22 protein-coding genes are annotated in these 20,892 nt (G+C 73.2%); 18 read left to right on the top strand and 4 right to left on the bottom strand.

Annotated elements, in window-relative coordinates:
- Positions 1-17 precede the first annotated feature (17 nt).
- The 4 genes from ACIBBF_RS23470 to ACIBBF_RS23455 form a co-directional block, all read right to left on the bottom strand.
- The gene (locus ACIBBF_RS23470; protein WP_397418282.1) at positions 18-1,169 is read right to left on the bottom strand and encodes a sigma-70 family RNA polymerase sigma factor; all 1,152 of its coding nucleotides are present in this window, start codon (positions 1,167-1,169) and stop codon (positions 18-20) included.
- A gap of 79 nt (positions 1,170-1,248) precedes the next feature.
- Complete coding sequence (locus ACIBBF_RS23465; RefSeq protein ID WP_397418279.1) at positions 1,249-1,605, bottom strand: iron chaperone; 357 nt, start codon at positions 1,603-1,605, stop codon at positions 1,249-1,251.
- Positions 1,606-1,676: 71 nt separating this feature from the next.
- Entirely contained in the window at positions 1,677-2,999 is a 1,323-nt protein-coding gene (locus ACIBBF_RS23460; protein WP_397418276.1) for an MFS transporter, read from the bottom strand.
- Positions 2,996-4,039, bottom strand: a complete 1,044-nt coding sequence (locus tag ACIBBF_RS23455) for an alcohol dehydrogenase catalytic domain-containing protein (protein ID WP_397418273.1) — start codon at positions 4,037-4,039, stop codon at positions 2,996-2,998. The genes ACIBBF_RS23460 and ACIBBF_RS23455 overlap by 4 nt, the downstream gene beginning before the upstream one ends.
- A 120-nt stretch (positions 4,040-4,159) precedes the next feature.
- On the opposite strand from ACIBBF_RS23455, the gene soxR reads away from it, so the two are divergent.
- The 18 genes from soxR to rpoZ all read left to right on the top strand — a co-directional run bounded on the left by soxR (position 4,160) and on the right by rpoZ (position 20,847).
- Positions 4,160-4,663 (top strand): redox-sensitive transcriptional activator SoxR, encoded by a 504-nt coding sequence (gene soxR, locus ACIBBF_RS23450; RefSeq protein ID WP_397418270.1) that lies wholly within the window; start codon positions 4,160-4,162, stop codon positions 4,661-4,663.
- 144 nt (positions 4,664-4,807) lie between these two features.
- The gene (locus ACIBBF_RS23445) at positions 4,808-5,395 is read left to right on the top strand and encodes a hypothetical protein (protein WP_397418267.1); all 588 of its coding nucleotides are present in this window, start codon (positions 4,808-4,810) and stop codon (positions 5,393-5,395) included.
- A 36-nt stretch (positions 5,396-5,431) separates the two neighbouring features.
- Complete coding sequence (locus ACIBBF_RS23440) at positions 5,432-5,890, top strand: type II 3-dehydroquinate dehydratase (RefSeq protein ID WP_397418265.1); 459 nt, start codon at positions 5,432-5,434, stop codon at positions 5,888-5,890.
- Positions 5,891-5,967: 77 nt separating this feature from the next.
- Positions 5,968-6,711 carry a hypothetical protein gene (locus ACIBBF_RS23435; RefSeq protein ID WP_397418263.1) on the top strand — a complete coding sequence of 248 codons (744 nt, stop codon included), beginning with the start codon at positions 5,968-5,970 and terminating at the stop codon, positions 6,709-6,711.
- A complete protein-coding gene (locus ACIBBF_RS23430) occupies positions 6,708-7,277 on the top strand; it encodes a hypothetical protein (RefSeq protein WP_397418261.1) in 570 nt (189 codons plus the stop codon). Before ACIBBF_RS23435 ends, ACIBBF_RS23430 begins: the two co-directional genes overlap by 4 nt.
- A gap of 164 nt (positions 7,278-7,441) precedes the next feature.
- Positions 7,442-8,005: an elongation factor P gene (gene efp / locus ACIBBF_RS23425; protein WP_397418258.1), complete on the top strand. Its 564-nt coding sequence runs from the start codon at positions 7,442-7,444 to the stop codon at positions 8,003-8,005.
- 1 nt (position 8,006) lies between these two features.
- Complete coding sequence (nusB, locus tag ACIBBF_RS23420) at positions 8,007-8,423, top strand: transcription antitermination factor NusB (RefSeq protein ID WP_397418255.1); 417 nt, start codon at positions 8,007-8,009, stop codon at positions 8,421-8,423.
- A gap of 31 nt (positions 8,424-8,454) precedes the next feature.
- Positions 8,455-9,657, top strand: a complete 1,203-nt coding sequence (locus tag ACIBBF_RS23415) for an MFS transporter (protein ID WP_397418252.1) — start codon at positions 8,455-8,457, stop codon at positions 9,655-9,657.
- Positions 9,658-9,827: 170 nt separating this feature from the next.
- Positions 9,828-10,499, top strand: a complete 672-nt coding sequence (pyrR, locus tag ACIBBF_RS23410) for a bifunctional pyr operon transcriptional regulator/uracil phosphoribosyltransferase PyrR (RefSeq protein ID WP_397418338.1) — start codon at positions 9,828-9,830, stop codon at positions 10,497-10,499.
- Entirely contained in the window at positions 10,496-11,509 is a 1,014-nt protein-coding gene (locus ACIBBF_RS23405) for an aspartate carbamoyltransferase catalytic subunit (RefSeq protein ID WP_397418249.1), read from the top strand. The genes pyrR and ACIBBF_RS23405 overlap by 4 nt, the downstream gene beginning before the upstream one ends.
- The gene (locus ACIBBF_RS23400; RefSeq protein WP_397418246.1) at positions 11,506-12,870 is read left to right on the top strand and encodes a dihydroorotase; all 1,365 of its coding nucleotides are present in this window, start codon (positions 11,506-11,508) and stop codon (positions 12,868-12,870) included. The genes ACIBBF_RS23405 and ACIBBF_RS23400 overlap by 4 nt, the downstream gene beginning before the upstream one ends.
- Entirely contained in the window at positions 12,867-13,493 is a 627-nt protein-coding gene (locus tag ACIBBF_RS23395) for a hypothetical protein (RefSeq protein ID WP_397418243.1), read from the top strand. The genes ACIBBF_RS23400 and ACIBBF_RS23395 overlap by 4 nt, the downstream gene beginning before the upstream one ends.
- The gene (gene carA, locus ACIBBF_RS23390; protein ID WP_397418240.1) at positions 13,490-14,800 is read left to right on the top strand and encodes a glutamine-hydrolyzing carbamoyl-phosphate synthase small subunit; all 1,311 of its coding nucleotides are present in this window, start codon (positions 13,490-13,492) and stop codon (positions 14,798-14,800) included. The genes ACIBBF_RS23395 and carA overlap by 4 nt, the downstream gene beginning before the upstream one ends.
- Complete coding sequence (carB, locus tag ACIBBF_RS23385) at positions 14,800-18,189, top strand: carbamoyl-phosphate synthase large subunit (RefSeq protein ID WP_397418237.1); 3,390 nt, start codon at positions 14,800-14,802, stop codon at positions 18,187-18,189. Before carA ends, carB begins: the two co-directional genes overlap by 1 nt.
- Positions 18,186-19,103 (top strand): orotidine-5'-phosphate decarboxylase, encoded by a 918-nt coding sequence (pyrF, locus tag ACIBBF_RS23380; RefSeq protein ID WP_397418234.1) that lies wholly within the window; start codon positions 18,186-18,188, stop codon positions 19,101-19,103. The genes carB and pyrF overlap by 4 nt, the downstream gene beginning before the upstream one ends.
- Before the next feature lie 367 nt (positions 19,104-19,470).
- Positions 19,471-19,782 (top strand): integration host factor, actinobacterial type, encoded by a 312-nt coding sequence (gene mihF, locus ACIBBF_RS23375; RefSeq protein WP_119145571.1) that lies wholly within the window; start codon positions 19,471-19,473, stop codon positions 19,780-19,782.
- A gap of 31 nt (positions 19,783-19,813) precedes the next feature.
- Positions 19,814-20,383 carry a guanylate kinase gene (gene gmk / locus ACIBBF_RS23370; RefSeq protein WP_397418231.1) on the top strand — a complete coding sequence of 190 codons (570 nt, stop codon included), beginning with the start codon at positions 19,814-19,816 and terminating at the stop codon, positions 20,381-20,383.
- A 128-nt stretch (positions 20,384-20,511) separates the two neighbouring features.
- Positions 20,512-20,847: a DNA-directed RNA polymerase subunit omega gene (rpoZ, locus tag ACIBBF_RS23365; RefSeq protein ID WP_397418228.1), complete on the top strand. Its 336-nt coding sequence runs from the start codon at positions 20,512-20,514 to the stop codon at positions 20,845-20,847.
- Positions 20,848-20,892 lie beyond the last annotated feature (45 nt).

Genomic DNA, 20,892 nt, shown 5'->3' with positions numbered 1-20,892 from the left:
CGTCCGGTTCGCGCCGGCTACCGGGCGGTCCTGCGGCGCCCCTCGGTGCGCAGCCACTCGTGGAGCCGTGTCAGGTCGGCCAGCGGCCCCAGGTGACGTAGCTTCTCGGGGTTGATGACGCCGCGGATCGCCGCGAGCCGTGTGGTGGTGCCGGGAGCGCCCGGTGCGGCTGCCGCCTCCTCGGCCACCTCGAAGGACCAGGTCCCGACGAGGCCGCCGCCCAGCACGTCGTCCGCCACGATGAGCAGGCCGGGCTGCCCGCCCACCAGCGCACGCTCGAAGTGCAGGGGCGCACCGCGCCGCATGAAGCCGGCCAGCACCCGCGCGACCGGCACCTGGCCCACGACGGATCGTGCGATCGACATGCCCGGGGGCACGTTGCCGCCGCTGTCGCCCGTGAGCACCACGTCCTGCGCGAGCAGCTCCAGGAACGAGTCCACGGCGCCGTCCTCGCACGCCGCGAGGAACCGGGTCACGAGCTGCTCGGCATGCGTCTCCGTGGTCCTGCGGGCACCCGGTGCCCCGGACCCGTGCTGCGCCCCGGAAGCCTGCTGCGCTCCGGCACCGTGCCGTGCCACCGCGTCGTGCCCGGACCCGGGCTCCGTCGACCCTGCACCCGGTGCCGCGGCCTCGCGCCGGTTCGCGATCCGGCGCCGGGCGCGGGAGGCGAGCTGCCGTGCGGCCACCTCGCTCGTCCCGATGACGTCGGCGGCCTCGCTGTGCGGGAACCCGAGCACGTCGTGCAGCAGGAACGCCGCACGCTCGGTCGGGGTCAGCGTCTCCAGCAGCACGAGGAAGGCCGTCGAGAGGTCGTCGGCCAGCTCGGCGTGCCCGGCGGCGTCGGGCGGCGGCGTGGCCATGGCCACCGGCAGGTGGGCATCCACGGGACCGACCAGCGGTTCGGGCAGCCACTCGCCCACGTACGACTCGCGCCGCACGCGGGCCGAGCGCAGCACGTCGATGGCGATCCGCGTCGTCACGGTCGTCACGAACGCGTCGGGGTTGCGCACGCCGTCCGCCTGGGACAGCCGTGTCAGCGCCTCCTGCACCACGTCCTCGGCCTCCGCGACGCTCCCGAGCATCCGGTACGCCACCGAGAAGGCCAGGGGCCGCAGCCGGGCCAGGGCGGCGTCGTCGAGGTGCGCACCGGAGGCGTCGGGGGTCGTCATGGGGACATGCTCTCGCGTCATGCCCCGACGACGAGACACGTCCGCGGAACGTGACGGACCCGGCTGCCGGGTGCGGACGTCAGCGCGACCGCATGGCGTCGATCTCGTCGCGCCGGAACAGGACGAGGCGGTCCAGGACGTCGTCCGGCAGCGGACGGTCCGGGGTGAACCGCACGGTGCCCTTCGACGTCGAGAAACCGGCCAGGTCCGGAGCGAGGGCCTCGATCGCCGGCGGGCTGAACGGGTACAGGCCGATGTGGTTGGCGGTGGCGCGCGCCGAGATCAGCGGGCTGCCGCGGTAGCGCAGCGCGGCCATGCCGTAGCTGGTGCCCTCCTCGGCGTCCGGCACGAGCTCCAGCGCACGCGCCCGTACGTGCTCGACGGCGTCCCGGGCCGGTCCGTCGAGGCTCGCGATGTACTGCGTGAAGTCGTCCATGGGAACAGCCTGGGCCGGGCGGGCGCGCCCCGCCAGGCCGGACGGCCGGCCGGGCCGGGCGGCCCGGCCGGTCAGGAGGCCGCGGGTTCCGCCGCCACGTCGGCCGGGACGGTGGTGCGCCTGGCCAGCAGCACCGCACCAGCCGCCAGCAGGCCGGTGAGACCGAGCACCGCCGCATACGCCGGCAGCCCCGTCACGTCGTACAGCGCCCACAGGAGGGTGCCGGTCGCGGACGACGCCACCGCCGCGGCGACGGCGTCGGCCACCTGCAGCGCCGACGACGCGGAGCCCTGCTCGTGCGGGGGAGCGAGCTCCAGGGTGAGCACCGACAACGTGGGGTAGACCAGTCCCATGCCGCTGCCGGACAGCACCCAGAACGCCATCCCGACCCCGGCCGGCACGCCCGGGAGGACGAGCACCGCGGCACCCACCATCCCGAGCGCGAGCAGGCCGGCGCCGAGCCGGACGTAGCCGGTGTGGCTCAGGTGCAGCAGGTCGCGCCCGCGCACCCAGGACGCCGCGGACCAGCCGAGCGCGCCGACCGTCAGGATCAGCCCCGCCCCGCCCGGGCTGAGGTGCCGCTCGTGCACCAGGAGCAGCGGGAGCAGCACCTCCGCCCCGGTGAACGCCGCCGACACCAGTGCCCGCACCGCAACGACGGCGGGCAGCCCGCGACCGGCGCGCAGCACCGACGCGGCGAGGCGCAGGGCTGCCCGCAGCGGGCGCTCGGACGGCGTGGGGACGGCCTCTGCGTCCCCGTCGGGCATGTCGTCCTGGCCCGGGGCGTCGCCCCGCGCCGCCGTCAGCCCGGGGCGCATCAGGATCGCCGCCGGAACGGTGAGGACCGCGGCGCCGAGGAACACCCAGCGCCAGCCCACGTGCTCCACGACGAGGCCGGCCAGCCCGGGCCCGACGATCGCCGGCACCACCCAGGCGGCCGCGAACGCCGAGAAGACGGCGGGCCGGCGTTCAGGGGCGAAGACCCGGGCCACCAGGACGTACAGAGCCACGCCGAACAGCCCGCTCCCGACACCCTGGACGGCACGCCCGGCGATCAGCACACCCATCCCGGTCGCCGTCCCCGCGACCACCAGGCCGACGACGAACAGCGCCACGCCGGTCCACATCGCCGGCGACGGGCCGGTGCGGTCGCACCAGCGCCCGGCGGTGAGCATGCCGACCACGCTCGTGGCGAAGACGACCGCGAACGCGAACGTGTAGTGCCGCAGACCGTCCAGGTCCACGGCGATGGTCGGCATCGCGGTGGCCACGGCCAGCGCCTCGAAGGCGCCGAGCGAGCACAGCGCGACCATCCCGACCAGGACGAGGCGCTGCGCGCCGGGGCTCAGGGCACCGGGCGCGACGGCGCTCGTGGATGAGGGTGCGGCGGTCACACCAGCACCACCTTTCCGGTGGTGCGGCGCTCCTCGAGCTCGCGGTGGGCGCGCGCGGCCTGCGCGAACGGCACGCGGTGCGTGACCACGCGCCACCTGCCCGACGCCGCGTGGGCCAGGGCCCGCTCCTGGTACGGCCGCTGGTCGCCCATCGGGGGAGCGTCCGGCCCGACGGCGTAGCGCACCTCGAGCGCCGACTCGATCCGCTCGTCGTCCGGTGCCCACGCGGTGTACCGGTTGGCGGAGCCGGAGGCCCAGCCGTAGGCGACGAGGCGCCCGGCGCCGGCGGCGTCAGCCCCCTCCGCGCCGCTCAGCAGGGACGTGGCGGCCGTGCCGAGCGGGCCGCCCACGCCGTCGAGCACCAGCGTGGCGGGGGTCGCGCCGAGCGCGGTGCGCGCGGCGTCCGGCCAGTCCGGGGCGGAGTAGTCGACCAGCGCGAGACGCCCCGGGTCGCTCACCAGGTCCCGCAGCACGGCCAGCTTCGCCGGGCCGCCCGCGAGGGCGACCACGCGGGCGCCGTCGTGCAGCGCCTCCTGGACGAACAGCGTGCCGAGCCCGCCGGCGGCGCCCGTGACGACCACGACGTCGTCCGGCGTGACCGCCGCGACGTCCAGAGTGTAGGCGGCCATGCGGCCGGTCCCGATCATGGCGATCGCCGCAGCGGGGTCGAGCGGCGTGCCGTCGGGCGTCTCCGGCAGCGCGTGCAGCCGGTCCGCGCCGACGACGACGCGCCGCGCGTACCCGCCGCCGTCCGGCACCGGTCCCAGGTGCGCGGCGACCGGCCGTCCGGCCCACGCGGGGTCGACACCGTCGCCGAGCACGGACACCGTGCCCGCGATCTCCCTGCCCGGGACGGTCGGGAGGGTCGGCAGCGGCAGCGGCGGTCCCGCCTCGCCGCGCCGGATGCTGGTGTCGAGCAGGTGCACGCCGTGTGCCACCGCGTCGACGAGCACCTCACCGGGACCGGGTACGGGATCGGGGACCTGCTCGAGCACGAGGACCTCGGGCGGGCCGAACGAATGGTGTCTGATGGCGTCCATGCCATGATCCTCTAACCTGAACCATAGTTGAGGTCAACTGCGACCTCGGGCCGACGGCGACGACCACGGACGCCGCGGCAGGAACGCACCGCCACCGCTCGGACCGCAGGAGGTCACCTGATGGAAGCATCCCACCCCGCAGTGCCCTGGGACCGCGACGAGCTGACGGTCGGCGACCTCGCCGCCCGCAGCGGCGTGACCGTGTCGGCGCTGCACTTCTACGAGCGCAAGGGGCTGATCACCAGCCGCCGGACGTCGGGCAACCAGCGTCGCTACCGGCGCGAGACCCTGCGCCGGGTGGCGTTCATCCGGGTGTCCCAGCGGGTGGGGATCCCGCTCGCGGACATCGGCGCGGCGCTGGCGACCCTCCCCGGTGACCGCACGCCCACCGCGAAGGACTGGCGCCGCATCTCGCAGGCGTGGCACGACGACCTGGACGCCCGCATCGAGCAGCTCTCCCGGCTGCGTGACCATCTCACCGACTGCATCGGCTGCGGCTGCCTCTCGCTGCGACGCTGCGCCCTGACCAACCCGCACGACGAGCTCGCCGAGTCGGGCCCCGGGCCGCGGACGCTCCTGGTGGAGGGGCTGGAACCGGACGCCGATGTCGGTGGTCGCCGCTAGCGTGGGTGGCCGGCGGCGCAGGGTGCCGCCGGGGCGCCGCCGGCGCCGGGCCGGATCGACGCCGATCGACATCGAAATCGACATTGAAATCGACACCGAAATCGACACCGAAATCGACACCGAAATCGACACCGAAGGAGAGCCGTGGGCACGTACTACCAGTGGGTCGCCGACCTGGACGCGACCGAGGCCCACGCCCCGCTGCTGGGGCAGCGGGTCGTGGCCGACCTCGTCGCGCGCGGGGTGCTGCTGCCGGACCGGTCACCGAACGCAGCGCTCGGCGCCGACGGGTACCCGGCGGGCCCCGCGTGGGGACAGGCGGTGGTGGCCTCCGCCTCGGGGGAGCAGCCGTGGGGCCTCGAGGTTCGCGAGGGTCGCGCACTGCACGACGGGAGCCAGTTCTCCGTGGACGCCGTGACCTGCCCACGGTGCTCGGCCGTGCGGTCGTTCTACGGGCACCCGGACGTCGTCGGCCCGACGGGCATGGACGAGGACGGGCTGGACCAGTTCCACGAGGCGGCGAACGAGTGGGTCGAGGGCGGCGCGGCCGACCTGGAGTGCCGGGAGTGCGGCGCGGCGGAGCCGGTCGAGCGCTGGGGCGCCGACGGTGCGGCCCTCGCGTGCCTGGCGTTCGTCTTCTGGGAGTGGGACGAGCTCCGGCCCGAGACGCTGGGCTGGATCGCCGAGGCCACGGGCGGGCACCGGATCGTGACCGGGCCCGGCAAGGTGTGACGCCGTCCGGCCCCGTGGCGCACTAGGCTCGCGCGCATGGTCTCCGCACTTCCCCGTGTCCTTGTGCTCAACGGCCCGAATCTCGGCCGGCTCGGCGTCCGCGAGCCCGAGATCTACGGCCACGCGTCGATGTCCGACCTGAAGGTCGCCGCTGCGCAGTGGGGTGAGGACCTCGGGCTGGACGTCGAGGTGCGGCAGACGGACGGGGAGTCGGAGATCGTCGGCTGGCTCCACGAGGCGGTCGACGCGGGCGCGCACGTCGTGCTCAACCCGGCGGCGTTCACGCACTACTCCTACGCCCTGCGGGACGCCGCGGCCCAGGTCACGACGGCCGGCCTGCTGCTGGTCGAGGTGCACCTGTCCAACCCGGCCACACGCGAGTCGTTCCGGCACTACTCGGTGGTGGCCGGGATCGCCACGGGGACCGTGGCGGGGTTCGGGTTCGACTCGTACCGGCTGGCCCTGTCGGCGATCGCGAAGCGACTCGCCAACTAGTCAAGGCCTCAGCCTTGAGGGGTGATCATCAAGGCTGAGACCTTGATGAGAAGCAGTTGCGTCACTATCCTTGACCCGTGATCGTTCTGACCGTGGACCAGCGTGGCTCGACCCACGCGGAGGATCGCGTGCCCCAGGTGCTCGACGACCTGGCGCAGTGGTCCGAGGGCGGAGCCGGACTGGTCGTCCCGTTCAGCCGCACCGTCGGCGACGAGGTCCAGGGTGTCCTGGTCGGCTCCGACGACGGTGCGCGGCTCGCCGTCGACCTGACGCTCGGCCTCCTGCGGGACCAGGGCTGGAGCATCGGCATCGGCGTCGGTCCGGTGGAGCTGCCGCTGCCCGCGGAGTCCCGCAACGGGCGAGGCCCGGCGTTCTACCGGGCCCGCGACGCGGTGGAGCGTGCCAAGACGCGCACGCGGGGCACGTCGGTGGCCGTCGAGGGGCCGGACGACCCTACTGGTGCGAACCGGGCAAACGAGATTGAATCTCTCCTGCGTCTGCTGGGCGCCGTGCGGGCCCGGCGGACACCACAGGGCTGGGAGGCGGTCGACGTCCTCGCCGGGCTGGACGACCGGCCCGGACGGCAGAAGGCCGCCGCACAGGCGCTCGCGGTCAGCGAGCAGGCGGTGAGCCAGCGCGTCCGGACGGCGCTCTGGCAGGAGGAGGAGGCCGTGCGTCCCCTGGCGGCGCGGCTCCTGGCGGAGCTGGCCGGGCTGAGCGGCCCGGACATCGGTCCGGTCGGGAAGCCGGCGGAGGCGCGAGGCAGTGGCACGACGAACGACGACGTGCGCGACGAGCTGAGGGGAACCGGGACACCGTGACCTGGGAGATGATGGACGGCATCGACGGGTGGCGCTGGGCAGCGGCCGCCGCGGTCTGGCTGGTGACGCTCGCGCTGAGCGTCGTCGTGGGCTCGTGGGTGGTGCCCTGGGTGCTGCGCCGGGCGAGCCGCGGCGACCTCCCGTGGGCGAGGTACGAGCCGCCCGTGGTCCCCCAGGCGCTGGAGCCTGGCACGGCGGGGGAGCCCGGGGAGGGCGAGGAGGCCGAAGGTACCGCCGGTGCCGAGGGGGACACCGGCAAGGACGAGGCGTCCGCCGCCGAGGAAGCGGCGCCGACCGGCACCATGCACCCGGACGCGGTCGCGATCCTGCGTGGCGGTGCGTGGCTGGGTGTCCTGGAGCGCCTGGCGATCACCGGGTCCATCCTGGCTGGCTACCCGTACGGCATCGCGATCGTCGTGGCGATCAAGGGCCTCGGCCGGTACGCGGAGCTGCGCGACCAGCCCGTCGCGTCCGAGCGGTTCGTGGTGGGCACGCTCGCGTCCCTGATCTGGTCGGTAGCGACCGGCCTGCTGGGCCTCGCCGCGATCAACACGTTCGTGATCTGACGGCCTGGTCCGATGACCCGCCGGATCTGATGGTCCGTTAGACTTGACCGCTGCTGCTTGACACCCTTGATCGCACGGCTGGATCACCCGGCCCGGTCACCCCAGTCGCCGGCTCCCCGTCGGCATGCCCTGGGCAACCCTTTCCCCGACACAGGAAGACGAACGTGGCTACCTCCAACGACATCAAGAACGGCACCGTGCTCCGGATCGACGGAAACCTCTGGACGGTCATCGAGTTCCAGCACGTCAAGCCGGGCAAGGGTGGCGCGTTCGTCCGCACCAAGATGAAGAACGTGCTGTCCGGCAAGGTCGTCGACAAGACGTTCAACGCGGGCATCAAGGTCGAGACCGCGAACGTGGACCGCCGCGACTTCCAGTACCTGTACATGGACGGCGACGACTTCGTCTTCATGGACAACGACACGTACGACCAGATCAACGTGTCGGCCGCGACGGTCGGTGACGCGAAGGACTACATGCTCGAGGGCATGAACGTCATGCTGGCGTCCAACGACGGCACCCCGCTGTACATCGAGCTGCCGGCGTCGGTCGTCCTGGAGATCACCTACACCGAGCCGGGCCTGCAGGGCGACCGGTCCACGGGCGGCACCAAGCCGGCGACGCTGGAGACGGGTGCCGAGATCCAGGTCCCGCTGTTCCTCGAGCAGGGCGTCAAGGTCAAGGTCGACACGCGGACCGGCGACTACCTCGGCCGCGTCACCGACTGACGTGGGCGCACGCACCAAGGCGCGCAAGCGCGCCGCCGACATCCTCTTCGAGGCGGAGCAGCGGGGCATCGACCCGCTGAAGCTCCTCGCCGACCGCGTGGCGGTGCCCCGCACGGAGGCGGCCGTGCCGCAGTACACGGTCGAGATCGTGGAGGGCGTGGTCGCCCACCGCGAGCGCATCGACGAGGTGCTGGAGACGTACTCGCAGGGCTGGACCCTCGCACGCATGCCGGCCGTGGACCGTGCGCTGCTGCGGATCGGCTCGTGGGAGGTCCTCTTCAACGACGACGTGCCGGACGCCGTGGCGCTCGACGAGGCCGTCGACCTCGCCGGTGACCTGTCCACGGACGAGTCGCCGGCCTTCGTCAACGGCCTGCTCGGCCGGGTCAAGGACCTGAAGCCGACCCTGCTGGCGTGACGTCCGCGACGCGCACGACCGTGCGACACGCGTGAGTACCGGTCCCGGTACCGGACGGTTCGACGAGCGACGCCTGCTCGTCGCGCTGTTCGGTGCCGGGACCGCTGCGTTCGCCCAGCTCTACGCCCCGCAGTCCGTCCTGCCCGACGCCGCGCGCGAGCTCGCGACGTCGGCGTCGGCCACCGCGCTGCTCGTCTCCGCGGCGACGCTCGGCCTGGCGGTGGGGGTGCTGCCCTGGGCGGCGGTAGCGGACCGGGTCGGCCGGGTGCGCGCGATGACCGTCGCCATGCTGGGCGCGACGGTGGTCGGGCTCGCCGTCCCCTTCGCCCCGTCGTTCGGCCTGATCGTCGCGGGACGCTTCGTCGAGGGACTGCTGGTCGCTGGCGTCCCCGCGGTGGCCATAGTGTACCTGACCGAGATGCTCCCCGGCGCGGTGGTGCCCCGGGCCGCCGGGACCTACGTCGCGGGCACGTCGATGGGCGGTCTGCTGGGACGGCTGGTCTCCGGTGGCGTCGCCGAGCTCTTCGGCTGGCGCGCCGGGGTGGCCGCCGTCGCGGTGGCGTGCCTGGTCGCGACGGGTGTGTTCGTCTGGCTCGCGCCGCGTGACCGCGGCCCGCGGGCGCGGGGGAGCGGCGGGCCCGACGCCGCCGTCCCGGGGCACCCGGCGCCGGAGGCCGGACGGCTCCGCGCCCTGCTGAGCCCGCGCCTGCTCGTCCTGGACGCTCAGGGCCTGCTGCTGATGGGCGGGTTCGTCGCCGTCTACAACTACCTGGGCTTCCGGCTGGCCGCCGCGCCGTTCGGCCTGTCGCCCGGCGTGGTCAGCCTCGTGTTCCTCGCCTACCTGGCGGGAACGTGGTCCTCGGCACGGACCGGGCGGCTGGTGCTGCGGTACGGCCGCCGCCGTGTCCTCGTGGTCGCGGCCGGTGTGATGGCGCTCGGGGTGGTGGCCACGCTGTCGGGCCGGCTGCCGGTGGTCCTGACGGGGCTGGTCGTGCTCACCGCCGGGTTCTTCGGCGCGCACGCGGTGGCCAGCGGGTGGACCCCGGTCGCCGCCCCGCAGGCGCGCACCCAGGCGGCCGCCGTCTACAACCTGGCGTACTACGCGGGGTCGAGCCTGTTCGGCTGGCTGGGCGGGGTCGCCTTCGCGCTGGCGGGCTGGCCCGGCACGGTGGCCATGGTGCTGGTACTGGTCGCTCTCGCGGCGGGCCTGGCGGTGACGGTGCTCCGCGACTGACCCGCTCGCCGGCCGGCCGGCTCGCCGGGGTGTGAGCAACGCCCCTCCGGTCGGCCGGTGACCCGGCGTCCGGCGCCTGTCCGGCGGGTTAAGGTGGTGGCTGTCAGACTCCCTTTAAACCCGTCCCGTGAGGCGGAGAAGGAGGTCGCCAGATGAGCCCTGGCAGCCGCATGCCCGCATCCAGCGCAACCCCGAGCCCGACGACGGGCCCCGGCGTGGATCCCGGAACCACCAGCCCCGGCGCCGCCCCGGCGGACACCTCCACCGCGGCACGCACCGTGCTCGGCGAGGCCGACATCGCCCGCGCGCTGACCCGCATCGCCCACGAGATCGTGGAGCGCAACAAGGGCGCCGCCGATCTTCTGCTCCTCGGCATCCCGACGCGCGGCGTGCAGCTCGCGCGCCGCCTCGCGGAGCGACTGGCGCAGATCGAGCCGAGCTTCGACGGCGACCACGGCACCCTCGACGTGACGATGTACCGCGACGACCTGCGCCGCCAGCCCACGCGTGCCGTCGGGCAGACGGTGCTGCCGGGCCGGCTGGGCGGCACGATCGACGACAAGGTGGTGGTCCTGGTCGACGACGTGCTGTTCTCCGGCCGCACCATCCGCGCCGCGCTCGACGCCCTGAACGACCTGGGCCGCCCCCGTGTGGTGCAGCTAGCCGCCCTGGTGGACCGCGGCCACCGCGAGCTCCCGATCCGCGCGGACTACGTGGGCAAGAACCTGCCCACCTCCCGCAGCGAGCGGGTGCGGGTGCGCCTGTCCGACGTCGACGGCGGCACGGACTCGGTGCTGATCAGCCCGGCGGACGACACCACCGAGAACGGGGGCGCGCGGTGAAGCACCTGCTGACCACCCAGGGCCTGGCCAAGGACGACGCGATCCTGCTCCTGGACACCTCCGCGCAGATGGCGGCCACGCAGTCGCGCGAGAACAAGAAGCTGCCCACGCTGCGCGGGCGCACCGTGGTCAACCTGTTCTACGAGGACTCCACGCGCACGCGGATCTCGTTCGAGACGGCGGCCAAGCGCCTGTCGGCGGACGTCATCAACTTCTCGGCCAAGGGCTCCAGCGTGTCCAAGGGCGAGTCGCTCAAGGACACCGCGCTGACGCTGCACGCCATGGGCGCCGACGCCGTGGTGGTGCGCCACTCGGCCTCGGGCGCGGCGCACCAGCTCGCCCACGCGGGCTGGCTCGACGCCGGGGTGCTCAACGCAGGCGACGGCATGCACCAGCACCCCACGCAGGCGCTGCTGGACGCGTTCACGATCCGCCGTCACCTGGTGGGCAACGTGGGGCCCGACGGGCGCGGCACCGACACCTCGGTGGGCGCGGACCTGGCCGGCCTGCGCGTCGCGATCGTCGGCGACGTGCTGCACTCGCGCGTGGCCCGCTCGAACGTGTACCTGCTGCACACGCTCGGCGCCGAGGTCACCCTGGTGGCGCCGCCCACGCTCGTGCCGGTGGGCGTGGAGACCTGGCCGTGCCGGGTCTCGTACCACCTGGACGAGACGCTCGAGCAGTGGCAGCCGGATGCGGTCATGATGCTGCGGGTGCAGCGTGAGCGGATGTCCGGCGGGTCGGGGTCGTTCTTCCCGAGCCCCATGGAGTACAGCCGCAAGTTCGGGTTCGACGCCCGGCGGCTCGCCGTCCTGCCGGACCACGCGATCGTGATGCACCCCGGGCCGATGAACCGCGGCCTGGAGATCTCGGCGGCCGCCGCCGACCACCCCCGCTCCGTGATCGTGGAGCAGGTGGCCAACGGCGTCGCCGTGCGGATGGCGGCCCTGTACCTGCTGCTGTCCGGCAGCGACCCAGCTTCCAGCACCGACGAGAGGAACGCCCTGTGAGCACCCCTTCAACCACGACCTACGTCCTGCGTGGGGTGCGTCCCTACGGCACGGACCCGGTCGACGTCGTGCTCGCGGACGGCGTGGTCGCCGCGCTGGGTGCGCCGGGAACGGTCGAGGTGCCCGAGGGCGCGCACGAGGTCGCCGCTCAGGACCAGGTGCTCCTGCCCGGCCTCGTCGACCTGCACACCCACCTGCGCGAACCGGGCCGGGAGGACGCCGAGACGGTGTTCTCCGGTACCCGGGCCGCCGCGGCGGGCGGGTTCACCGCGGTGCACGCCATGGCCAACACGACCCCCACGCAGGACACCGCGGGCGTGGTCGAGCAGGTCTACCGGCTCGGCCAGGAGGCCGGCTGGGTGGACGTGCACCCCGTGGGTGCGGTCACGGTCGGCCTGGGCGGCGAGAAGCTGGCCGAGCTGGGCGCGATGGCCGACTCCGCGGCCCGCGTGCGGGTCTTCTCGGACGACGGCAAGTGCGTGCACGACCCGGTCCTCATGCGCCGCGCGCTGGAGTACGTCAAGGCGTTCGACGGCGTCGTGGCCCAGCACGCGCAGGAGCCGCGCCTGACCGAGGGCGCGCAGATGAACGAGGGTGTCGTCTCCGCGCAGATCGGCCTGACGGGCTGGCCCGCCGTGGCCGAGGAGTCGATCATCGCCCGCGACGTGCTGCTGGCCGAGCATGTGGGCTCGCGCCTGCACGTCTGCCACCTGTCGACGGCCGGCTCGGTCGAGATCGTCCGCTGGGCCAAGGGCCGCGGCATCGACGTCACCGCCGAGGTGACGCCGCACCACCTGGTGCTGACCGACGAGCTCGCCCGCGAGTACGACCCGGTGTACAAGGTCAACCCGCCGCTGCGCACGGCCGCCGACGTCGAGGCGGTGCGCCAGGGCCTGGCCGACGGCACGATCGACATCGTCGCCACCGACCACGCCCCGCACCCGGTCGAGGACAAGGACTGCGAGTGGGCCTCGGCGGCCTTCGGGATGACCGGCCTGGAGACCGCGCTGTCCGTGGTCCAGCAGACCATGGTCGACACCGGCCGGATGACCTGGGCCGACGTCGCCCGCGTGCTCTCGGAGAACCCGGCTCGCATCGGCCGGGTCGACGCGACGCAGGGCCGCCGGATCGCCGTCGGCGAGCCCGCCAACCTGACCGTCGTCGACCCTGACGCGACGCGGGTGATCGACGGCCACGCCCAGGTCACCGCCAGCAGCAACACCCCGTTCGCCGGGTCCGAGCTGCCGGGTCGCGTGGTCGCGACGTTCCTGCGGGGCCGCGCGACCGTCCTGGACGGCGCGGTCGTCGACCAGCCGGCCACGGGTGGCGCCGCCCAGACCCTCGAAGGAGCCACCCGATGAAGATCCTGGCCGTCCTCCTCCTGGTCGCCCTGGCGATCTTCCTGGTCCTGTACGTGACCCTGATCGGCCGACGACGGCTCGCGCAGCGCACCACCGCCGTCGTCCCGGTGCCGCCGCCGGTGCCCGGCGCGGACGGCGCCACCGGCCCGGGCGTGGGACCCGTGCGCCTCGGTCCGCTGGAGGCGGTCTACGTCTCCACGACGCTGCACGGCGACTGGCTCGCACGGGTGGGCGCGCACGGCCTGGGCGACCGCTCGAACGCCCTGGTGTCGGTGCACGACGGCGGCATCCTCATCGAGCGCGACGGGGCCCGCGACCTCTGGGTCCCCGTGAACGCGATCCGCAGCGCGACCCTGGCGCCCGGCATGGCGGGCAAGTACGTCGGCGCGGACGGCCTGGTCGTGGTGACCTGGGCGGTCCCCGAGGCGGACGGCGTCGCGCCGGCCCTGGTCGACACCGGCCTGCGCACGCGCCGCGCCACCGACCGCGGCGGCCTCGTGGACGCCGTCCGGCACCTGCTCGCGGCCCAGCAGCCGCCGGCCCAGCAGCCCACGGGCCAGCACGCCCAGCAGAACCAGACCCAGCACTCTCAGCACGACCCGTACCAGCAGGAGGCCCGGTGACCACCCCGACGACACCCGCAGCTCAGCACGCAGCCACCTCGGCAGCGCTCGTTCTCGAGGACGGCACGACCTACCGCGGCCGTGCGTACGGCGCCACCGGCACCACCTTCGGCGAGATCGTGTTCTCCACCGGCATGACCGGTTATCAGGAGACGCTCACCGACCCGTCCTACCACCGGCAGATCGTCGTCATGACCGCGCCCCACGTCGGGAACACCGGCGTGAACGACGAGGACCCGGAGTCGCACCGTGTCTGGGTCTCCGGCTACGTCGTGCGCGACCCTGCGCGCCGCGTCTCGAGCTGGCGCGCCCAGCGGTCCCTCGGCGACGAGCTCGCCGGGCAGGGCGTGGTCGGCATCTCTGACGTCGACACGCGCGCCCTGACGCGCCGCCTGCGCGAGGAGGGCGTGATGCGCGCCGGGATCTTCTCGGGCGAGGACCTGGTCCGGGGCGGGTACCCGCGCCCCGTCGAGGAGCTCGTCGCCGAGGTGCGGTCCGCCCCGCAGATGGCGGGCGCCGACCTGGCCCGGGAGGTCTCCACCACCCAGGCCTACACGGTGGAGCCCCGCGGGGTGCACGCCGGGCAGACGCCGCTGGCCACCGTCGTGGCCGTCGACCTCGGCATCAAGACGATGACGCCGGTGCGGCTGGCCGAGCGCGGCGTGCGCGTCGTCGTCGTGCCGCAGTCGGTGACCATCGCCGACATCGAGGCCGTCCTCGCCGACCTGCCCGACGGCGCGCCCCGCGGCGTCTTCTTCTCCAACGGTCCCGGGGACCCGGGTGCCGCCGGCCACGAGGTCGAGCTGCTGCGCGCGGTGCTGGACCGCCGCATCCCGTTCTTCGGCATCTGCTTCGGCAACCAGATCCTGGGCCGCGCCCTGGGCTACGGCACCTACAAGCTCGGCTACGGCCATCGCGGCATCAACCAGCCGGTGCTGGACCGCACCACCGCCAAGGTGGAGGTCACCGCGCACAACCACGGGTTCGCCGTCGACGCACCCGTGCTCGACGAGTCCGGCGCCCCCGCCGTCTCGCAGGCACCGTACGACGACAGCAGGACGGACGGCGGCCGCTACGGCCGCGTCGTCGTCTCCCACGTCGGGCTGAACGACCAGGTCGTGGAGGGGCTGACCTGCCTCGACCTGCCGGCCTTCTCCGTGCAGTACCACCCCGAGGCCGCCGCGGGTCCGCACGACGCCGCCTACCTGTTCGACCGCTTCGTCGGCCTGATGACGGACCCCTCCGCCTGGCCGCCCGCCCTCACGACCACCACCGCCACCGCGCACGACACCGAGGAGAACCACTGATGCCTCGCCGTAACGACATCTCCTCGGTCCTGGTGATCGGGTCCGGCCCCATCGTCATCGGCCAGGCCTGCGAGTTCGACTACTCCGGCACCCAGGCCTGCCGCGTGCTGAAGGAGGAGGGCCTGCGGGTCATCCTGGTCAACTCCAACCCGGCCACGATCATGACCGACCCGGAGTTCGCGGACGCCACCTACGTGGAGCCCATCACCACCGAGGTCCTCACCACGATCATCGCCAAGGAGCGCCCTGACGCGCTGCTGCCCACCCTCGGCGGGCAGACGGCGCTCAACGCGGCCATCGCCCTGGACGAGGCCGGCGTGCTCGCCAAGTACGACGTCGAGCTCATCGGCGCCAACATCCCCGCCATCCAGAAGGGTGAGGACCGCCAGCAGTTCAAGGACGTCGTCGAGAAGTGCGGCGGCGAGTCCGCCCGCTCCGAGATCGTGCACACGATCGACGAGGCCCTGGCGGCCGCCGGCGTGCTCGGCTACCCGATGGTCGTGCGCCCCTCCTTCACCATGGGCGGCCTCGGCTCCGGTCTCGCCTACGACGAGGAGGACCTGCGCCGCATCGTGGGCCAGGGCCTGCACTACTCGCCGACCACCGAGGTGCTCCTGGAGGAGTCCATCCTCGGCTGGAAGGAGTACGAGCTGGAGCTCATGCGCGACAAGGACGACAACGTCGTGGTCGTCTGCTCCATCGAGAACGTCGACCCCGTCGGCGTGCACACCGGTGACTCCGTCACCGTCGCCCCCGCGATGACGCTCACCGACCGCGAGTACCAGAAGCTGCGCGACATCGGCATCGCCGTCATCCGCGAGGTCGGCGTCGACACCGGCGGCTGCAACATCCAGTTCGCCGTCGACCCGGCCACCGGGCGCGTCATCGTCATCGAGATGAACCCGCGCGTCTCGCGCTCCTCGGCGCTGGCCTCCAAGGCGACCGGCTTCCCGATCGCCAAGATCGCCGCGAAGCTCGCCGTCGGCTACACGCTCGACGAGATCCCGAACGACATCACCAAGGTGACCCCCGCGAGCTTCGAGCCCACGCTCGACTACGTCGTGGTCAAGGTGCCGCGCTTCGCGTTCGAGAAGTTCCCCGCCGCCGACGACACCCTGACCACCACCATGAAGTCGGTGGGCGAGGCCATGGCGCTGGGCCGCAACTTCACTGAGGCCCTCGGCAAGGCGCTGCGCTCCATCGACAAGGGCGGCGTGACCTTCCACTGGGACGGCGACGCCCCCACGGGCGACGAGCTCGCCACGCTGCTGACGGAGATCGAGCGGCCCACGGAGCAGCGCATGGTCCAGGTGCAGCAGGCGCTGCGCTCGGTCGGGCAGCCCGGCGGCACCACGCTGGAGGCCGTGTTCGAGGCGACCAAGATCGACCCCTGGTTCCTCGACCAGATCCAGCTCATGAACGAGGTCGCGGCCGAGGTCGCGGCGTCTCCCACTCTGACCGAGGACGTGCTGCGGCTCGCCAAGCGGCACGGGCTGTCCGACGCCCAGGTCGCACGCCTGCGCGGCATGGGACCCGCCGGTGAGGCCACGGTCCGCGAGATCCGTCACGCGCTCGGCGTGCGTCCCGTCTACAAGACGGTCGACACCTGCGCCGCGGAGTTCGCCGCCAAGACCCCGTACCACTACTCCAGCTACGACTCGGAGACCGAGGTCGCCCCGCGCGAGCGCGAGGCCGTGATCATCCTCGGTTCCGGGCCCAACCGCATCGGCCAGGGCATCGAGTTCGACTACTCCTGCGTGCACGCCACCCTCGCGCTCGCGGAGAAGTACGAGACCGTCATGGTCAACTGCAACCCGGAGACGGTCTCCACGGACTACGACACGTCCGACCGCCTGTACTTCGAGCCGCTGACCTTCGAGGACGTCCTGGAGGTCTACCAGGCCGAGCTCGCCGCCGGACCGGTCAAGGGCATCATCGTGCAGCTCGGCGGCCAGACGCCGCTGGGCCTGGCCCGCCGCCTGGCGGAGGCCGGCCTGCCGATCCTCGGCACCAGCCCGGAGGCGATCGACGCCGCGGAGGACCGCGGCATCTTCGGCCAGGTCCTGCTGGACGCCGGCCTGCCGGCTCCCGCGTTCGGCACCGCCCGCTCGCTGGGACAGGCCCGCGAGGTCGCCGACAGCATCGGCTACCCGGTGCTCGTGCGCCCCTCCTACGTGCTGGGCGGCCGCGGCATGGAGATCGTGTACAGCGAGGAGCAGCTCACCGGGTACGTCGAGCGCGCGCTCGAGGCCGCGGCGGCCACGCACGCGGACTCCGGGGCGACCGGCACCCTGGCAGCGCCGCTGCTCATCGACCGCTTCCTCGACGACGCGATGGAGATCGACGTCGACGCGCTGTTCGACGGCGAGGAGATGTTCCTCGGCGGCGTCATGGAGCACATCGAGGAGGCCGGCATCCACTCCGGTGACTCGGCGTGCGTGCTGCCCCCGGTGTCGCTGAGCGAGACCGAGATCGCGCGCATCCGCCGCTCCACCGAGGCCATCGCGCGCGGCGTGGGCGTCAAGGGTCTGCTCAACGTCCAGTACGCGCTGGTGAGCGACGTGCTGTACGTGCTGGAGGCCAACCCCCGCGCGTCGCGCACGGTGCCGTTCGTGTCCAAGGCCACGGGCACCCCGCTGGCCAAGGCGGCCGCACGCGTCATGGTGGGGGAGTCCATCGCCGACCTGCGCGCCGAGGGCCTGCTCCCGGAGCACGACGGCGCCACCCTCGACCTGGGTGCGCCGCTCGCGGTCAAGGAGGCCGTGCTGCCGTTCAAGCGGTTCCGTACGCGCGAGGGTCTGGTCGTGGACTCCGTGCTCGGCCCGGAGATGCGCTCCACGGGCGAGGTCATGGGCTTCGACAAGGACTTCCCGCACGCGTTCGCCAAGTCGCAGGCCGCGGCGTTCGGCGGCCTGCCGACGTCGGGCACCGTGTTCGTGTCGGTGGCCGACAGCGACAAGCGGCACGTGGTCTTCCCGGTCAAGCGCCTGGTGGAGCTCGGCTTCAAGGTGCTGGCCACGGAGGGCACGGCCACCGTGCTGCGCCGCAACGGCATCGAGGCCACGGTGGTGCGCAAGCACACCGAGGGCCGCGGGCCGGACGGCGAGCTGACCGTCGTGGGACTGATCACCGAGGGGCAGATCGACCTCGTCGTGAACTCGCCGTCGGGCCAGGGCGCCCGGGCGGACGGCTACGAGATCCGGGCGGCCACGACGGCGGCCGACAAGCCGATCGCCACCACGGTGGACCAGCTCGCCGCGGCGGTGCAGGGCATCGAGGCGGTGCTCGCGGGCCCGTTCGAGGTGGCCAGCCTCCAGGAGCACACGGCGGCGACGGCGGCCCGGCTCGCGGGCGCTGCCGGCGCGGAGCGCGTGGCGGTGGGCGCGTGACGGCGACCGCGGTGGTGCCGTTCGGCGCCCGGCTCGCCGCGGCCATGGACGACCACGGGCCCCTGTGCGTCGGCATCGACCCCCACGCGTCGCTCCTGCGCGCGTGGGGCCTGCCGGACGACGTGACGGGCCTGCGGGAGTTCTCGCTGCGGGTCGTGGACGCGCTCGGCGGACGGGTCGCGGCGTTCAAGCCGCAGGCCGCGTTCTTCGAGCGGCACGGGTCGCGCGGGGTCGCGGTCCTGGAGGAGGTGATCGCCGCGGCGCGTGCGGCGGGCCCCGGTGCCGGCACGCTGACGATCGTGGACGCGAAGCGGGGCGACATCGGCTCTACCATGAGCGCGTACGCCGAGGCGTTCCTCGCGGACGGCTCACCCCTGGCCGGCGACGCCCTGACGGTGTCGCCCTACCTCGGGTTCGGCTCGCTCGACCCGGCCGTCGAGCTGGCGGCCGCGACGGGCCGCGGGCTGTTCGTCCTGTGCCTCACCTCCAACAAGGAGGGCTTCGAGGTCCAGCACGCGCGCACGTCGGTCTCTCCCGGCGCCGACGGCGGGTCGGGCGGCACGGACGGTTCCCCGCAGGGCGCCACGGTCGCGTCCCTGATGGCGGCGCGGGCGGCCGTGCTCAACGCGGGTGCCGAGCCGCTGGGGTCGGTGGGGCTCGTGGTGGGCGCCACGATCGGCGACGCCGTGGCGGCCACCGGCACCGACCTGGTGGCGGTCAACGGCCCGCTGCTGGCGCCCGGGGTGGGTGCGCAGGGCGCGGGGGAGCGTGAGCTCGCCACGACGTTCGGCGCCGCCCGGCGTGCCGTGCTCGCGTCGTCCTCGCGTGCGGTGCTCGCCGCGGGGCCGGACCCGGACGCCCTGGTGGCCGCCGCGGCGGCGGCGGCCGGTGAGGCCCGGGCCGCGCTGCGGTAGCAGCGCCTCCGGCGCCGAGGTGACACGCGTCGCGGCGTCCCCGAGGTACCGGAGGCGCTGGTGAGGGGTCCGCGAGACGTCGTGACGGTGGTTCACGCACCGCATTCGACCGCAGGACAAAACGCCCTCGATCCATCTGGATCGAGGGCGTTTTCACGTGGAATGTACTAATTGCCGCAAAGCCGGGGTGCATGAGTTTTCACGAAGTGCCGTTCTGCGATTGCCGACCACTGAGGCGGTGGCTACTTTCGATGCAGCAGTTCACACCAGACCGGTTGCGGACCAGGTCACGGACTTGGGCATCCGGCCCGAGCGAGGACCGGCGTCCGAGCCAGGAGACCGGTCGAGACACGAGTAGGTGACTTGCGTGGCACTACCTCCCCTCACACCCGAGCAGCGTGCGGCAGCACTCGAGAAGGCCGCCGAGGCGCGACGCGCACGGGCCGAGATCAAGAACAAGCTCAAGTACTCGCAGGGCTCCCTCAAGGAGGTCATCGAGCAGGGCCGGCAGGACGACGTCGTGGGCAAGCTCAAGGTCGTCTCGTTGCTCGAGTCGCTCCCCGGGGTCGGTAAGGTTAAGGCCAGGGCGATCATGGAAGAGATCGGGATCGCCGAGACCCGCCGCGTCCGAGGTCTCGGACCGCACCAGACGGCGGCGCTCATCGAGAGGTTTGGCTGAGATCAGTACGACACAACCCGCACGGCTGACCGTGCTCGCAGGTCCCACCGCGGTGGGCAAGGGCACGGTCTCCGCCGACGTGCGGGACCGCTATCCGCAGGTCTGGCTCTCCGTGTCGGCGACCACCCGGTCGCCGCGCCCGGGCGAGGTGGACGGAGTGCACTACCTGTTCGTGTCGCCGGAGGAGTTCGACCGCATGGTCGAGGCCGGCGAGATGCTCGAGTGGGCCGTGGTGCACGGTCGTAACCGGTACGGGACGCCGCGCAGGCCGGTCGAGCAGAAGCTCGCGGCCGGGGTCCCCGTCCTCCTGGAGATCGACCTCCAGGGCGCGCGCCAGGTGCGTGACGCGGTGACGGCCTCGGGCCTTCAGGCCCGGTTCGTCTTCCTCGCCCCGCCGAGCTTCGACGAGCTGGTCCGCCGGCTCGTGGGCCGGGGCACGGAGGACTCCGAGGAGCGGGAACGCCGGCTCGCCACGGCGCGCGTCGAGCTCGCCGCCGAGAAGGAGTTCGACGTCACGATCGTCAACGACGACGTGCACCGGGCCACGGACGCGCTGGTGTCCGTGATGGGTGTGGGGTCCACCACACCGGTCGCCGGGTAGCGGCGGGCGAGCGTACCCGGCGCGGCGGAGGAGCCCCCTGAGCGGCGCCTTCGTGCACGGGAGCGGGTAGACTCTCTCTTCGGACTTCTTCTGTCACCACCCACCACTGAGACTTCTGGAGCTTCATCATGGCCGGAACCGTCGCCACGCCCGAGGGCATCACCGACCCGCCGATCGACGAGCTGCTCGAGCGCATCGACTCGAAGTACGGCCTGGTGCTGTACGCCTCCATGCGCGCCCGTCAGATCAACGCGTACTACTCGCAGCTCAACGAGGGCCTCCTGGAGAACGTGGGCCCGCTCGTCGAGACCCGCAACCAGGAGAAGCCCCTCTCCATCGCCATGCGCGAGATCAACCAGGGCCTCCTCACGATCGAGGAGGTCGACCCGGCCGAGGTGCAGGCACAGGCCGACGCGGCCGCCGCGGCCAAGGCCGAGCAGGCCCTGCCCGAGTTCCCGGCCTGACCGGCCACGTCGCACGGTCGTCCGGCCCCGCGATGGATGTGTCCC

The organism is Promicromonospora sp. NPDC050880, assembly GCF_044456525.1.
In the GTDB taxonomy this organism is placed as follows: domain Bacteria; phylum Actinomycetota; class Actinomycetes; order Actinomycetales; family Cellulomonadaceae; genus Promicromonospora.
Note: the sequence above shows the minus strand (reverse complement) of the source record. Positions and strands in the feature narration are given on the sequence as shown.

Excerpts from the sequence above, each read along its gene's own strand:
- ACIBBF_RS23470 (WP_397418282.1), bottom strand. The coding sequence starts at position 1,169 with ATGACGACCCCCGACGCCTCCGGTGCGCACCTCGACGACGCCGCCCTG.
- ACIBBF_RS23465 (WP_397418279.1), bottom strand. The coding sequence starts at position 1,605 with ATGGACGACTTCACGCAGTACATCGCGAGCCTCGACGGACCGGCCCGG.
- ACIBBF_RS23455 (WP_397418273.1), bottom strand. The coding sequence starts at position 4,039 with ATGGACGCCATCAGACACCATTCGTTCGGCCCGCCCGAGGTCCTCGTG.
- soxR (WP_397418270.1), top strand. The coding sequence starts at position 4,160 with ATGGAAGCATCCCACCCCGCAGTGCCCTGGGACCGCGACGAGCTGACG.
- ACIBBF_RS23440 (WP_397418265.1), top strand. The coding sequence starts at position 5,432 with ATGGTCTCCGCACTTCCCCGTGTCCTTGTGCTCAACGGCCCGAATCTC.
- pyrR (WP_397418338.1), top strand. The coding sequence starts at position 9,828 with ATGCCCGCATCCAGCGCAACCCCGAGCCCGACGACGGGCCCCGGCGTG.
- ACIBBF_RS23395 (WP_397418243.1), top strand. The coding sequence starts at position 12,867 with ATGAAGATCCTGGCCGTCCTCCTCCTGGTCGCCCTGGCGATCTTCCTG.
- carB (WP_397418237.1), top strand. The coding sequence starts at position 14,800 with ATGCCTCGCCGTAACGACATCTCCTCGGTCCTGGTGATCGGGTCCGGC.
- rpoZ (WP_397418228.1), top strand. The coding sequence starts at position 20,512 with ATGGCCGGAACCGTCGCCACGCCCGAGGGCATCACCGACCCGCCGATC.